The sequence below is a fragment of the Corynebacterium sp. HMSC056E09 genome, assembly GCF_001813425.1.
Taxonomy (GTDB): Bacteria; Actinomycetota; Actinomycetes; order Mycobacteriales; family Mycobacteriaceae; genus Corynebacterium; species Corynebacterium hesseae.
The window spans coordinates 31,963-45,306 of sequence record NZ_KV812475.1 but is presented as its reverse complement, the minus strand read 5'-3'; the positions used below and the strand labels follow the sequence as shown (position 1 = coordinate 45,306).

Here is a 13,344-nt window from a genome sequence, read left to right as displayed (position 1 = left end):
ATATCAGGTGTCTACCAAACAGGGGTCAGGTCCTATCGCGGACAAAGCCACCTACCACAGGTCATCGACGCCATGTTTAATACAGACCAGCTCGAAGCGGAGTCCAAGCGCCTAGACGAGAAAATCCGCGCTCTTGCCAGCGAGATTGAATCATTGGTTGCAGAAAATCAGCGGGTAGCGCAAGACCAGGACCAATACCTCGCCCGCTACACCCAGCTAGAAGCGCGATACCAGAAAACCCTGGGCCGCAAACAAGCCATCGAGGCCGAGATTGCTGCCAAGAGTGCCAAGGCCACTGCGATCAAAACCGCCTACACCCAGTTGGCCGACAAGCCCATCCAGCATTTTCAACCATCCCAGTGGACAGCGCTTATCGACCATGCCGTTATCGGAGCCAACGAGATCCAGTTCGTCTTCAGAATCGGCACTGAAATCACCGTGCCTATTGCTAGCAGGCTGCCAGTTTCTTCCACTTCCTGATTTTGGTGCGAAACGTCGTAAATGGCGCGACGGTGTTGATATGCACCCATTTCCACACCGGCCACGCCGACGGGGTGGAAGAAGCCCACGCACGCTGACCCGAACTAAACAATTCTGATTCGGTTAGACCGCCCACCATTTTGACTATCTCACCAAGCAGGATCTTGAACCTGTCGATCAAATCCTCAGTAGATACCTGCTCCCAGCGTTGGTAGAACGATTCATACAATCCGCCCAGTTGATTCCACTTAAAACCAGGTGCCGGAGTCACCACGTCAAGACCGGCTTGTTCGTCACGTTCCCAGCCGAGCAGTAATTCCATCCAGCCAAGCTGGTAGGCGATCATCTGCCGGGGCGTGCGGTCAACACCGTCAACCAGCCGGTCCCAACCATCGCCAGGAACGCCTACGAACTCGCCGATAAAAAGTTCGCCACGCTTAGTAATCTCTGCGGCTAGTTCATCGCCGGACGCATACGATCTCACCACACACCTCCTCGTGAAACGGCCTTAGGTTTAACGCTTCGTTAGCGCGTTAAACCCTGAATACGCATTTTACTAGGGCAAACAAGATACCCGCTAACGCAAAACCCAAACCCGCTAACGCAAGCGATTTTTCACACCCCCCTAAGCGATACTCGCTAACGCAAAAGGGTACTTATCAAATCCGACGTCTAAGTGGAGCCGCCTGCGAGAATCGAACTCGCGACCTTCTCATTACGAGTGAGATGCTCTACCGACTGAGCTAAGGCGGCACGATGCAGTGTGTATATGCACCGCCTGAGAGTTTAGCCTAGGCCTGGGCTGATAAAGAAATCGGGCTATCACCTGTAGTGTGCACGCAGCACACGTGCTGGTTAGCGCGCGCCACAGGCCAGGCGCAGGCGGCCCACCATGCCGTCGAAAGCCACCTGCGGGGTGACGTTCTGCGGCAGCTGCTCGCGGCAGGTGCGGATAGCGGACTGGGCGGCCAGCAAGCCGTCTTCGCTCACGCGCTGGGCAAGTTCGCCCGCCAGGCCCGCGAAGTCCGGGTGGGTCATCTCCACCTCAGCGCCGACTTTCAGCATGAGTGCATCGCGGTAAATACCGGCGAGATCCACGAGGGCGATGTCGAGGCCATCGGAGATGCGTCGTTTAGCGCGCTTCTTGTGAAGCTCCTCCATGTCCTTCAGGGCACTGCGGGCGTCGCGTTGCGCCTTGGTCGCGCCCTTGCCCTTGGCGCCGACGCCGAAGGATTGTTCAATCTTGGAGCGCTCCGCCTCCTCTGCCTCCGCGTGGGAGTCCTTAGCTTCCTTCTCAATGAATTTCAGCAACGCGGTGACAGACTGGAAGGCCTGGGAGCCGTGGAAGACGTCCTCAGCCAGGTTGATGGCCATGGCACGGCGCTTCTGCGCGGCGGGTTCGTTGACCAGGTGTCGCGCACGCCCCACGTGGCGCAGGGTGGTCACGGCGGCCAGACGCGCGTCATCCTCGCTGGCACCTTCGGCGACGAGCTGCTTGACGACGCCCTCCACACTCGGCGCCGGAATATAAAGGTGACGGCAGCGCGAGCGCAGCGTGACCGAGAAGTCCTCCGGGTCCTCCGAGGGCGCCACCATGATGATGACGGTGCGCTCCGGGGGCTCCTCCACAGTTTTGAGCAACGCATTGGCGGCCTCATTGCGCAGGCGGTCGGCCTTATTGAAGATGACCACGCGCCACGGCGCCACGCTCGGCAGGCTGGCGGCGCGCCCGATGACGTCGCGGGCCTCGCCCACGGTGATGAACTGCTCCTGCGGGTCCACGTAGACCAAGTCGGTGTGCTCTTGATTGTCTAGGACGCTCTGGCAGGAGGGGCAGCGCCCACAGCCGGGGTTGCCGTTCTCGTCGGCGGACGTGCACATGAGTGCTGCGGCGAAGCACTGCGCGGCCAGCGAACGGCCGGCACCCGGGGGCCCGGTAAATAGCCAGGAGTGGCTCATCGCTCGCGAGTCGCCCTCACCGCGAGCCGCGCGGGCAGCACTGAGGATGGTGTGGGAGACGGAGGGGGCGTCGGCAAGCCTTTCGGCAACGCTGGAGGTGTTCACTCGCCCTAGCCTACTGGGATAACTAGAGTTGTTAATCATGAACAGACTGATGCGTGGCGCCCGCTGGTTATGGGGCACTCAATGGCCGATGTACGCCGCGCTCGTCCTTGGAGCCAACATCATCGGCGCCATTGCGATCATGACCTTCGTGGTCTTCTTTCTCCCCATGCCGGAGATCTCCGATTTCATCGCTCACACGCCCCACCTGTGGACCTACGGCACGCTGTTCGTGACCTTTGCGGTCATCATCGGCATAGCGGTAACACTTCGGCTGTTCAGGCCAGTGTTGGACTGGCAGCGCAGCCCCGACGACCATGATCCCAATATGGTGCGCAACCTAGTCCTGCGCATCCCGCTCTACCAGGCCGGTGTGGCCGCGGGTGTGTGGCTGCTGGGCATCATCTTGGCGGTGGTGCTGGCAGGCCAGCACTCGGCGCGGCTGGCCGTGGTAGTCGGTGTTTCTGCTGCATTGGCTGGCGGCCTCATCGTGCTGTTGACGTACCTGCAGGCGGAGCGCCTCGTGCGCCCCGTGGCTGCGGAGGCCGTGGCGCGGCGCTTTGAGGATTCCACCTTGGAGCCGCCGATTAAGTACCGCCTGCTTTCCACCTGGATGATGACCTCCGGCATCCCGCTCATCGGCATCGTGCTTGTCCTCATGGGCCAGCAGGCAGGCCTGTTTAGCCCGGAGACCTCAGATATCATGCCGGCTATCGTTGCGCTGACCGTTACCGCGCTGGGCACCGGGCTCATGGGCACCATGTTCGCGATGATGAGCGTGGTCGATCCCATCATTGAGCTGCAGGACGCCATCAACCGCGTGCGCCGCGGCGAGAGTGACGTCCAGGTGGACATCTACGACGGCTCCGAGCTCGGCGTTCTTCAGGCCGGTTTTAACGAGATGATGCGCGGCCTGCGCGAGCGCCAGCGCGTGCGCGATATTTTCGGCCGCTATGTCGGCGCCGAGGTGGCCCAGCGCGCCTTGGAGGAACGCCCGGAGCTGGGCGGAGAGGACCGCAAAGTGGCCGTGCTGTTTATCGACGTCATCGGCTCCACCACCTTCGCCGTCAACCACACCCCGGAAGAAGTGGTGGAGGAGCTCAACAAGTTCTTTGAGCACGTCGTTGAGGTGGTGCACCGGAACAAGGGCATCATCAACAAGTTCCAGGGTGATGCCGCCCTGGCCGTCTTCGGTGCCCCGCTGACGGTCTACGACGCGAACTCCATGGCTTTGCAGGCCGCCCGCGAGCTTCGCCAGGAACTGCGCGGGTTGCGGCTGCAGGCGGGCATCGGCGTGGCCGCGGGCCACGTGGTGGCCGGGCACATTGGTGGTGCGGACCGCTTCGAGTACACCGTCATTGGTGATGCCGTCAACGAGGCTGCCCGTCTCACCGAACTGGCCAAGGACACCCCGGGCCAGGTGCTCACCAACTCCGCCACGCTGCGCGGCGCCAACGAGGCAGAGCAAGCGCGCTGGACGCTGATGAAGTCTATTGAGCTGCGCGGGCGCCGCCGCATGACGCAGCTGGCGCGCCCGATTCGCCCGACCTTGGCGGAACGCGCTCTCGGATAAATAAGTTTTTGTGCTTCTGGTAGCTTGGGGCCATGCCTCATCAGCCCCACCAGCCCCATCCGCCACGCCAGTATTCGAGTCCTCGTCTTCTCGTCCCCGACGTCGCCCGCGGCATGGCCCTGCTGGGCATCGCGCTGGCTAATGTCTGCACCGCGTGGATTATGAACGACGGCGATGGCCCCGATGCCTATTTCGGCGGCGTCGATACCCTCGTTGACGAAGTCTATGTGGTCTTTTCCGCCATGTTCGTGCATGTGCGCGGCCTGCCGATGTTCTCCACGCTTCTCGGCTTTGGCGTGGGGCTTATCGCGATGAGCTTGTGGCGACGCGGTTTCCCACTGCGGCGCGCGCAGGCCGTGTTGGCTAAGCGCTATGGATTTCTGGCTTTATTCGGTGCCCTCCACTGCCTCTTCCTCTTTTCCGGCGACATCATGCTGCTCTACGGCGCGATGGGCATGCTCATTGCGTTGCTGCTTACTTTAACCGACAAGCTCCTCATGCGCGTGGCCTACGGGTTCTGTGCGCTGCTGGTTGTGGCGGGTATCGGAATGGGCGTTGGGGCCGCGCTTGTCGATACGTCGGAGTTTGATCTCAGCGGCTTCACCGCCGCCGAATCCTACTGGGAGCTGCTGGGTGAGCAGGCCATCATGGTCGGCGCCCAAGCTTTTTCCGTTCCCCTGACGGGAGCCTTGGTCCTTCCGGTGATGCTCGTAGGTTTCGTGTGGGCGCGCCGCGGAACCTTGGCCGGGGGCCATCGGCGCGAGCTGTGGGCGTGGACCATTTTGGCCCTAGCCATCATCCTTTTCCTCGGCCTGCCCTGGGGCTTGTCGACGATTGGGGTGCTGGACCCAGCTCTAGCGGAACCCCTCAACGCGGCGAATAGCTGCATCGGCATGCTCACCGGGCCGGGCATCGTGGCGGGGGCAACACTCGCCCTAGAACCCCTGCAGCGCCGTGGTGCGCGCCCCTGGTTCCTGTGGCCGCTGATTGCGCTGGGCAAGCGTTCCATGACCGGCTACGTGCTGCAGTCCGTGTTCTTCCTGGCGCTGGTCTACCCCTTTACCCTCAACATTGGCCCGGAGCTCAGCGCCGCGGGCCAGGCAGCGCTAGCCACCGGCGTATGGCTAGCAACGCTCCTCATCGCCTGCGCGCTCGAGGCCGCGGGCAAGCCCGGGCCCTTCGAATGGGTACACCGACGCTTGTCCTATGGCAAGACGATGCGCCCGGAATTAGGCGCTGCGCCTAACCGCGGCCCTTCCGCGCCAGCCCATCCACCAGCAGCACCAGGCCTACCGTCTGTGCCGCCGACTGCGCCGCATCCAGAACCCGGCCACGCAGGCCCGCATCCTGGCGCTGTTCAGCCGGGTTCAGGACCGTCAGCGCCTCAGAGGCCAGAAGCAGGTTAGCACCGTGGCTCAGCCCCTGCGTAGATTCAGCAGCGCGCAGGGCTGGGTCACCAGCTAGCGCGGAGAGCGCAGCCGCCGGGATTCCGGCGATAGCCGTGGCGCGGCGCTCGCAGCGAGTACGGGACAGTGCACTGCCCGCGGCCCACGCGCCGGCGCGCAGGCCCCAACCCAGCGCATCATTGCGCGCACCGCGCAGCGCCCACGCGAAGGATGCGTATTGCACGCTCACGCACGTCACGCCGAACGTCGTTGGTGCGCCGCGCTTGGCGGCCTGGCCAAGCGAAGCGGCGATAAGCCCCACGCGGGTCTCCGGTGCGCAGTCTGGGCGCAGGGCCAACAGCACGGGTACAGCGGCGGTCGTGGCCGTGCCGAGCATGCGCCAGTTAAACAGGCGTGACCAGACTGCAGTCTCCCCCGCGGCGAGCGCGCCGAGGGTGAGGTGATCGCGGCCAGCAAAGGCCGGGCCCACCGCGCGCAGGAGAGCCTCGGTGCCCTCTTGGGTGCGGTCCAGCATGTCGCGGGCGAAGCTGGTCTTCATGTCCTGCTACTTCCTGCGCGATCCGGCCTTGACCACGTTCTTCGTGCCCGGTGAAGGCTTCTTCGTCGCCTTCTTGCTCGACTTCTTCGTGGCCTTCTTGGTCGATTTCTTGGTCGACTTCTTAGTGCTCTTCTTCGTCGACTTCTTCGCCCCACCGTTCGCGGCGTCCTTGGCGCGGCGCTCGGAGAGGAGCTCGTTCGCGCGGGCGTCGGTAAGCTGCTCCGGATCGTCACCACGGCGCAGCGAGGCATTCGTCGTGCCGTCAGTGACGTACGGGCCAAAGCGGCCGTCCTTGACCGTCATCGGCTTGCCAGAGACGTCGTTGTCACCCAGCTGCTTAATCGGCGGCTGTGCGGCCGCGCGGCCGCGGCGCTTCGGCTCCGCGTAGATGCGGCGCGCCTCGTCCAAAGTGATGGAGAAGATCTGCTCCTCCTTGGCCAAGGAGCGGGAATCCTTGCCCTTCTTCAGGTACGGGCCATAGCGGCCGTTCTGCGCGGTGATGACCTCGCCGTCCGAGGGGTCCACGCCCACCTCACGCGGCAGGCTCAGCAGCTTCAGTGCTTCCTCCAGCGTGACGCTGGCCGGCTCCATCGAAGCAAAGAGTGAGGCAGTGCCCGGCTTCAGCTTCTCCTCGACGTACTCAGCAATGCGCTTTTCCTTCTGCTTCGCCGCGGTCTTGGTCTCCCAATTCTTGGCACGCTTGCCCTCGGCCGCGCGCTGGGCGTCCTCGGCGGCGCGCTCCTCTTTAACGATCTCCTCGGCTTCGGCCTCGGCCTTCTCGCGCTCGTCGTCACGCACCTGCTCGGTCACGTACGGGCCGAAACGACCCTCCTTGGCCACGATGGTGCGTCCGTTTCCCGGGTTCTGGCCCAGCTCGCGCCCGCCCTGCGGGGTGGCAAAGAGCTTCTCCGCCAAAGCCTCGTTGAGCTCATCCGGGGTGACCGTCTCCGAGAGGTTGGCGCGTTGGTACTCCACCGTACCGTCCTCGTTGGTGCCCACGGCGCGTTCGATATACGGACCGTAGCGGCCCACGCGCACGAAGACATCGCGGCCTTCCGCGTCGGTGTACAGGCGCAGGGAGTTGACCTGGCGGGCATCGATGGCCTCCAGGTTGATGTCCACCAAGGACTTCAGGCCGCCGTGGCGAGCAATAGATGCGGCCTTGCGCTCGCCGGCCTCCGTGTTGCCGAAGTAGAAGTTATTCAGCCAATCCGTGCCGTTCTCCGAACCGGCGGCAATAGCATCGAGCTCATCCTCCATGGAGGAGGTGAAGTCATAATCCACGAGCTCGGTGAAGTTATTCTCCAGCAGGCCCACAACCGCGAAGGCAACCCACGAGGGCACCAGCGCGTTGCCGCGGGAGAGCACGTAACCGCGGTCCTGGATGGTCTTGATGATGGAGGCGTACGTCGACGGGCGCCCGATGCCCAAATCTTCCATCTTCTTGACCAAGCTGGCCTCGGTATAGCGCGCCGGCGGGTTGGTGGAGTGGCCGTCGGCAGTAACCGCGGACGTCTTCAGCGTGTCGCCCTCGTTCAGGTGCGGCAGGCGGGACTCTCCCTTTGAGTCCTTCGCCGCCACGTCCTCGTAGGCCTTGAGGAAGCCCGGGAAGGTAATCGTGCGGCCGGTGGCGGAGAAGTCAGCGTCGTGGCCGCCGGCGTTGACCGCCGCGGTCACCTTCATCGAGGTTCCCTTGGCGTCAGCCATCTGGCAGGCCACGGTGCGCTTCCAAATCAGCTCGTAGAGCTTGTACTCCTCGGCGTCGAGCTGCCCGGCCAGCTGGCCCGGGGTGGCAAAACGCTCGCCGGCGGGACGGATGGCCTCGTGGGCCTCCTGGGAATTCTTCACCTTGCGGTCATACCGGCGCGGTCCATCTGAGACGAACTCCGCGCCGAAGATGGAGGAGGCAGCCTCACGCGCAGCATCCAGGCCCTGCTTGGACAGGGAGGTCGAGTCGGTACGCATATAGGTGATGTGACCGTTCTCGTAGAGGCGCTGCGCAATGCGCATCGTGCGCTCCGAGGTGTAGTGCAGGCGGCGGCCAGCCTCCTGCTGCAGCGTCGAGGTCATAAACGGCGCGGAAGGCTTGCGCGAATAAGGCTTGTGTTCAACGCTAGCCACGGTCATGGTGGAGCCTTCCAGCGCACTGGCCAGCTGCTCCGCCTGAGCCTGCTTGACGACGACCACCTCGTCGCTCTTCAGCTGACCCCTATCGTTGAAGTCGCGGCCCGCGGCCACGCGCTTGCCGTCGAGGGCGCTCAGGCGCGCGTCGAAGTCCGGCGTGGATTTCAGCGTTGCCGTGAGATCCCAATACTCGGCGGGGATGAATGCCATGCGCTCGCGCTCGCGCTCGACGATGACACGGGTGGCCACCGACTGCACGCGGCCAGCCGACAGGCGCGGCATGACCTTCTTCCACAGCACCGGGGAGACCTCGTAGCCATAGAGGCGGTCCAGGATGCGGCGGGTTTCCTGGGCGTCGATGAGATTCTCATCAAGCTCACGGGTGTTTTCCGCTGCCTCCAGGATGGCGGACTTGGTGATCTCGTTGAAGACCATGCGGCGCACCGGCACCTTGGGCTTGAGTACTTCCAGCAGGTGCCAGGCAATGGCCTCACCCTCGCGGTCGGGGTCTGTTGCGAGGTAGAGCTGATCGCACTGCTTCAGCTTGGCCTTGAGGTCAGCGACCTTCTTCTTCTTGTCCTGGCTGATGACGTACAGCGGGGTGAAGTTATCCTCCGGGTTAACACCGAGGCGCGCCCAGGATTCCTTCTTATACTTGGCGGGGACGTCGGCGGCGCCGCGGGGAAGGTCCCGGATGTGGCCGACGGAGGCCTCAACAATGTACTTATCGCCGAGGTAAGGCTGAATCTTCTTCGCCTTGGTTGCTGACTCGACGATGACCAGGGTCTTCCCCGGGCCGGTAGCTTCTGCCACTTCGACTTCATCCCTTCCGATGGCTAGTCCTCTGCTGGGCAATTGCCCCTAGAGTACACAGATAGAGGCTTACTCTAGTTATTCAGGCCAGTTCACGTCCACACAACCGGGGGTCTATACTGGCCGTCCGAGGATTCGCCTCACAGCACACAACTGGGAGACAGCGTGATTGCGTCTATTACTGCATGGTTCGAGGTCATCATGGCCACACAGTGGATTTATCCGCTGGTGGGTTCACTGATTTTCCTCGACTGCTTCTTCCCCGTTTTGCCTTCGGAGGTTCCCCTCAACATGGTGGGCGCCTGGTCTGGCTCCCAAGGTTTCCCCCACCTTCCCACCATGTTTTTCGTCGCCATGGTTGCCGCAATTTTGGGGGATAACTTGTGCTTCCTCCTGGGAACGCGGCTCATCGCCCTTATTAATAGAGCCCAAAAGGGAACGAAGGCCTACGACGCTTTGACGTGGGTCAAGCGTAATATTCGGCGCAGCGGCGGCGCGGCCATCATCATCGCGCGCTTCATCCCCTCGGCCCGCCTGTTTATGACGATTCTGCTGGGCTCCATGCGCTATCCCTGGCCGCTGTTTTTCTTCTTCGACACCTTCGGTGTCCTGTTGTGGGTGGCGCAGGCGCTAGCCATTGGCTACCTCGGCGGCGTGGCCTTCTCCGGCTCACCCGCGATAGCCATGCTCATTTCCATCATCGCCGCCATCATCATCGGCTTCGGCCTGCAAAAGGGGCAGAATAAGCTGCTGGAATGGTGGGATACCCGGCGCGGCTACGCCGAGTCCCCCTAAACCACCTCGACGTTGGTGGCCTGCTGGCCTTTAGCGTCTTCCCCAATCTCAAAGGAGACGCGCTGGTTATCTTCGAGGGTGCGGAAGCCGGTTCCTTGGATTTCGGTGTAGTGCACGAAGATGTCGCCGGAGCCGTCCTCCTGCTCAATGAAGCCGTAACCTTTTTCGGCGTTGAAGAACTTGACGGTACCGTATGCCATGATGAGTTGTCCTTTGCGGAAATAAAGTAGTGCAAACTAGTGCACCAGTGTGCCACGTTTGGGCACCTACAGCAGATTAGTGGAGGCAAGCGTGAGTGAGAACCCTCTGGGTGAGGAGCTCGTCGAGCACCTTGTTGAGTGTTTCCCCGAGTCCGAGCTAACGCACTCCACCACCCTGCCTGCCCAACCAGCACGCTATGCCGAGTGGCCCGAGTGGGTCCTGCCGGAGTTGCGGGAGGCGTTGGAGGAGCAGGGCGTCGCCAAGCTCTATGCCCACCAGGTCGCCGTGGCACAGGCCGCGTGGGAGGGGCGCGACGTCGTGGTCTCCACCGGCACGAGTTCCGGAAAGTCCCTGGGTTACCGTTTGCCCATTCTGTCCCGTCTGACGCAGGACCCGACCGCGTGCGCGCTCTACATCACGCCGACGAAGGCGCTGGGCTCGGACCAGCTGCGCACGGTGCTCGAGCTCACGCAGAGCATCGCCGCGCTTCACGACGTCCACCCCGCCCCCTACGACGGTGATACCCCCACCGAAGCTCGCGCCGGTATCCGCGATCAGGCGCGGTTTATCTTCTCCAACCCGGACATGATTCATTCTTCTCTGCTGGGCGCGCACCAGCGGTGGGCGCGGGTGCTGCGGCACTTGAAGTTCATCGTGATTGATGAGGCGCACGCCTACCGCGGGGTTTTCGGGGCGAACGTGGCGCTCGTGGTGAGGCGTTTGCTGCGGCTGTGCGCGCACTATGGTTCGCGGCCGGTGGTGATTGCGGCTTCGGCGACCATGCGGGATCCCGCCCGGCATGCTGCACGGCTGACGGGACGCGAGTTTCTCCCCGTAACCGAGGATGGCGCGCCGACGGGCGCGCGGACGGTAGCGCTGTGGGAGCCGGGTTTCATGGAGGGAATTGAGGGCCAAAACGGCGCCCCCGTGCGCCGCGCCGCCACAACGGAAGCGGCCTGGATGATGGCCGCGCTCGTGGCGCAGGGCGCTCGAACGTTGACCTTTGTGCGCTCGCGGCGCGCGGCAGAGACCACCGCGCTGCGGGCAGCAGAAGAGCTCTCCGGGAGGCTGGGCCGGCCGGATTTTGCGCGCCGGATTGCCGCCTACCGCGCGGGGTATTTGGCCGAAGACCGCCGCGCGCTGGAGCAGGCGCTGGACGATGGCTCCCTGCTCGGCGTGGCCACCACCTCGGCTTTGGAGCTGGGCATCGACGTCGGCGGGCTCGATGCCGTGGTCACCGCTGGGTTCCCGGGCACGGTTGCTAGCTTCTGGCAGCAGGCCGGGCGCGCGGGCCGCCGCGGCCAGGGCTCGCTGGTGGTGCTGGTGGCCCGCGATGAACCGATGGACACCTACCTGGTTCACCACCCAGAGGCACTGTTGGGCCGACCGGTGGAGGCCAGCGTGTTCAACCCGGCTAACCCCTATATCCTGGCCGGGCACGTGTACTGCGCGGCGGTGGAGAAACCGTTGTCTGATGCCGACGTAGCTGCCTTCCGCGCCGAAGACGTGGTCCACGACCTAGCCCAGCAAGGCTTGCTGCGCCGGCGCCCGCAGGGTTGGTTCGCCGCTCCCCTGCCGGCTGACTCAAGCGAGCTCACCCCGGAGACCGCGCACACAGCAGTCTCGCTGCGCGGCGGTTCGGGCGAGGAAGTCATGATTGTGGATTCCTCCGATGGCCGCCTGCTGGGCACCATCGATTCAGCCCGCGCGGTAAGCCAGGTGCATCCCGGCGCGGTGTACCTGCACCGTGGCGAGAGCTTCGTCATCGAGGAACTTCACCTCGGCGGAGGCGATGGTTCGGCGTCCGCCGAGCCGGGCGTGGCCCTCGCCGTGCCAAAGGCCCCGGACTACACCACGCAGCCAAAGTCCACGACGGATATCCGCATCCTGAGCGAAGCCGATGACCTGGTGAACTACGCTCCCGGCCTGTGGGTGGCCAGCCTGGAGGTTGAGGTGACCGATAAGGTCACCGGCTACCAGGTACGGCTTCCCGATGGCTCCGTGGGCGAGGATATCCCCCTTGACCTGCCGGAGCAGCGCCTGGTGACCCGGGCGGTGGCCTACACCATCGATCCGCTGGCACTCGCAGCGATGGGAGTCACCGCCGGGCGCACCCCGGGCACCCTCCATGCGGCCGAGCACGCCGCCATTGGGTTGCTACCGCTCATTGCCACCTGCGACCGCTGGGATATCGGCGGCGTGTCCACCGCCCAGCACGCCGATACGGGCTTGCCCACGGTCTTCGTCTACGACGGCCATCCCGGCGGCGCCGGCTTCGCCGAGGAAGGTTTCCGGCGCTTCCCCGAGTGGATCAAGGCCACCTTTGAGGCCGTGCGCTCCTGCCCTTGCGAGTCCGGCTGCCCGTCGTGCGTGCAATCCCCCAAGTGCGGCAACGGCAACAACCCACTGGACAAGGCAGGCGCTATAGCCCTCCTCGGCGCGCTGGTCACCATGACCTCTTAGACCGGACCGGCGCGGGCGATAGCGCTGCGCCCGCGCAGCCGGGCAGTGACCTCCACGTCGCGCCCATCGATGTCACAGGAGCCGAGTTCCGCGCCGTTGAGCGCGGCGATCTCTGTGGCCTTCGTGCAGGCGTCCCTGCCCTTGGCTACCTCCCACGCACCGGCCACGGCGGCGAGGTCCGCCGCCACCTGTGCTTCGTGCCGCGCTACAACGAGTGAAGCAACTGCCGCAACCGCCAGCAACAGAGAAGCCACCGCGGCGATGATCCCGGCGGTGACGACGGTGGCATAGCCCTCCTCCCCCGCCAGGATCCTTCCCCAACTACGCTGACGACGCCTCATGGCTGCGCCCCGTTGTTCCCACCCGCTGCCATCTCCGCGGGAAACACCGCCTGCGCGCGCATAGTCCCCAGCGGTGCCGGCACGGCGGCCTCAGCGGTCATAAGCCCGGAGCCTTCGCTCACGTTCACCGTCACTCCATCGCGCTGAAAGTCCACGCCGATGGCGGCGGAGCGGGCTGCAGCGCCCGCGGCGTCAACGGCAGCGAGGTGGGCCGACAGCGTGGCGATGCCACCCACGATTCCCGCGGCAACGATGACGAGTGCGGACAGCGACAATGCGGCCTCAATGGTGACGGAGCCGGCGTCATCAAGCGCGCGCATTAGCCTGGGGTGTTGGACAGGGCGTCGGTGATGATGGACGTGATAGCGCTGGTAACTTCGCCACCATTGACCACGGCATAGAGCACCGCGGCAAGCGCTGCGGCCGCGAGCGAACCCATGGCATATTCTATCGTGGACATACCATCATCATTCGCTAATAGTAACTGGTAGTTTACTTTTTTCTGCATGATTTACCTAGCTTTCTTTTACTGTGTTTGTGTCGGTTGTG

General features: G+C 63.9%; 11 protein-coding genes, 1 tRNA gene and 1 pseudogene. 5 read left to right on the top strand and 8 right to left on the bottom strand.

Annotated features, from left to right (window positions below; genetic code table 11):
- A pseudogene (locus HMPREF2912_RS00555) lies at window positions 1-480 on the top strand (DNA recombinase); the annotation flags it as partial.
- On the opposite strand, the gene HMPREF2912_RS00550 reads toward HMPREF2912_RS00555, so the two are convergent.
- From HMPREF2912_RS00550 to HMPREF2912_RS00540, 3 genes are all read right to left on the bottom strand, one after another.
- Window positions 449-964 carry a ClbS/DfsB family four-helix bundle protein gene (locus tag HMPREF2912_RS00550; protein WP_034969882.1) on the bottom strand — a complete coding sequence of 172 codons (516 nt, stop codon included), beginning with the start codon at window positions 962-964 and terminating at the stop codon, window positions 449-451. The pseudogene HMPREF2912_RS00555 and the gene HMPREF2912_RS00550 sit on opposite strands and share 32 nt — an antisense overlap.
- Window positions 965-1,157: 193 nt before the next feature.
- Window positions 1,158-1,233, bottom strand: a tRNA-Thr gene (locus HMPREF2912_RS00545).
- Window positions 1,234-1,335: 102 nt separating this feature from the next.
- Window positions 1,336-2,583: a DNA polymerase III subunit delta' gene (locus tag HMPREF2912_RS00540; RefSeq protein ID WP_083299195.1), complete on the bottom strand. Its 1,248-nt coding sequence runs from the start codon at window positions 2,581-2,583 to the stop codon at window positions 1,336-1,338.
- Here HMPREF2912_RS00540 and HMPREF2912_RS00535 point away from each other — a divergent pair.
- Entirely contained in the window at window positions 2,582-4,114 is a 1,533-nt protein-coding gene (locus HMPREF2912_RS00535) for an adenylate/guanylate cyclase domain-containing protein (protein WP_070511233.1), read from the top strand. The genes HMPREF2912_RS00540 and HMPREF2912_RS00535 overlap by 2 nt on opposite strands.
- Before the next feature lie 32 nt (window positions 4,115-4,146).
- Window positions 4,147-5,520 (top strand): DUF418 domain-containing protein, encoded by a 1,374-nt coding sequence (locus HMPREF2912_RS00530; protein WP_046647867.1) that lies wholly within the window; start codon window positions 4,147-4,149, stop codon window positions 5,518-5,520.
- A 544-nt stretch (window positions 5,521-6,064) separates the two neighbouring features.
- Here the strand turns inward: HMPREF2912_RS00530 and topA are convergent.
- Complete coding sequence (gene topA, locus HMPREF2912_RS00525) at window positions 6,065-8,995, bottom strand: type I DNA topoisomerase (RefSeq protein ID WP_070524116.1); 2,931 nt, start codon at window positions 8,993-8,995, stop codon at window positions 6,065-6,067.
- A gap of 201 nt (window positions 8,996-9,196) precedes the next feature.
- Between topA and HMPREF2912_RS00520 the strand changes: the two genes are divergently transcribed.
- Entirely contained in the window at window positions 9,197-9,790 is a 594-nt protein-coding gene (locus tag HMPREF2912_RS00520; protein WP_154736787.1) for a DedA family protein, read from the top strand.
- On the opposite strand, the gene HMPREF2912_RS00515 is transcribed toward HMPREF2912_RS00520, so the two are convergent.
- Window positions 9,787-9,990: a cold-shock protein gene (locus tag HMPREF2912_RS00515; RefSeq protein WP_010189920.1), complete on the bottom strand. Its 204-nt coding sequence runs from the start codon at window positions 9,988-9,990 to the stop codon at window positions 9,787-9,789. The genes HMPREF2912_RS00520 and HMPREF2912_RS00515 overlap by 4 nt on opposite strands.
- Before the next feature lie 91 nt (window positions 9,991-10,081).
- Here HMPREF2912_RS00515 and HMPREF2912_RS00510 point away from each other — a divergent pair, with 91 nt between their 5' ends.
- Window positions 10,082-12,454: a DEAD/DEAH box helicase gene (locus tag HMPREF2912_RS00510; protein ID WP_070564074.1), complete on the top strand. Its 2,373-nt coding sequence runs from the start codon at window positions 10,082-10,084 to the stop codon at window positions 12,452-12,454.
- On the opposite strand, the gene HMPREF2912_RS00505 is transcribed toward HMPREF2912_RS00510, so the two are convergent.
- The 3 genes from HMPREF2912_RS00505 to HMPREF2912_RS00495 are packed head-to-tail and all read right to left on the bottom strand — an operon-like array spanning window position 12,451 to window position 13,303.
- Entirely contained in the window at window positions 12,451-12,795 is a 345-nt protein-coding gene (locus tag HMPREF2912_RS00505; RefSeq protein ID WP_070524110.1) for an Rv3654c family TadE-like protein, read from the bottom strand. The two genes, HMPREF2912_RS00510 and HMPREF2912_RS00505, sit on opposite strands and share 4 nt — an antisense overlap.
- On the bottom strand, window positions 12,792-13,115 hold the full coding sequence (locus HMPREF2912_RS00500) for a hypothetical protein (RefSeq protein WP_070524107.1): 324 nt from the start codon (window positions 13,113-13,115) through the stop codon (window positions 12,792-12,794). The genes HMPREF2912_RS00505 and HMPREF2912_RS00500 overlap by 4 nt, the downstream gene beginning before the upstream one ends.
- On the bottom strand, window positions 13,115-13,303 hold the full coding sequence (locus HMPREF2912_RS00495; RefSeq protein ID WP_070524105.1) for a DUF4244 domain-containing protein: 189 nt from the start codon (window positions 13,301-13,303) through the stop codon (window positions 13,115-13,117). The genes HMPREF2912_RS00500 and HMPREF2912_RS00495 overlap by 1 nt, the downstream gene beginning before the upstream one ends.
- Window positions 13,304-13,344 lie beyond the last annotated feature (41 nt).

Excerpts from the sequence above, each read along its gene's own strand:
- HMPREF2912_RS00535 (WP_070511233.1), top strand. The coding sequence starts at position 2,582 with ATGAACAGACTGATGCGTGGCGCCCGCTGGTTATGGGGCACTCAATGG.
- HMPREF2912_RS00540 (WP_083299195.1), bottom strand. The coding sequence starts at position 2,583 with ATGATTAACAACTCTAGTTATCCCAGTAGGCTAGGGCGAGTGAACACC.
- HMPREF2912_RS00530 (WP_046647867.1), top strand. The coding sequence starts at position 4,147 with ATGCCTCATCAGCCCCACCAGCCCCATCCGCCACGCCAGTATTCGAGT.
- HMPREF2912_RS00520 (WP_154736787.1), top strand. The coding sequence starts at position 9,197 with ATGGCCACACAGTGGATTTATCCGCTGGTGGGTTCACTGATTTTCCTC.
- HMPREF2912_RS00515 (WP_010189920.1), bottom strand. The coding sequence starts at position 9,990 with ATGGCATACGGTACCGTCAAGTTCTTCAACGCCGAAAAAGGTTACGGC.
- HMPREF2912_RS00505 (WP_070524110.1), bottom strand. The coding sequence starts at position 12,795 with ATGAGGCGTCGTCAGCGTAGTTGGGGAAGGATCCTGGCGGGGGAGGAG.
- HMPREF2912_RS00500 (WP_070524107.1), bottom strand. The coding sequence starts at position 13,115 with ATGCGCGCGCTTGATGACGCCGGCTCCGTCACCATTGAGGCCGCATTG.
- HMPREF2912_RS00495 (WP_070524105.1), bottom strand. The coding sequence starts at position 13,303 with ATGCAGAAAAAAGTAAACTACCAGTTACTATTAGCGAATGATGATGGT.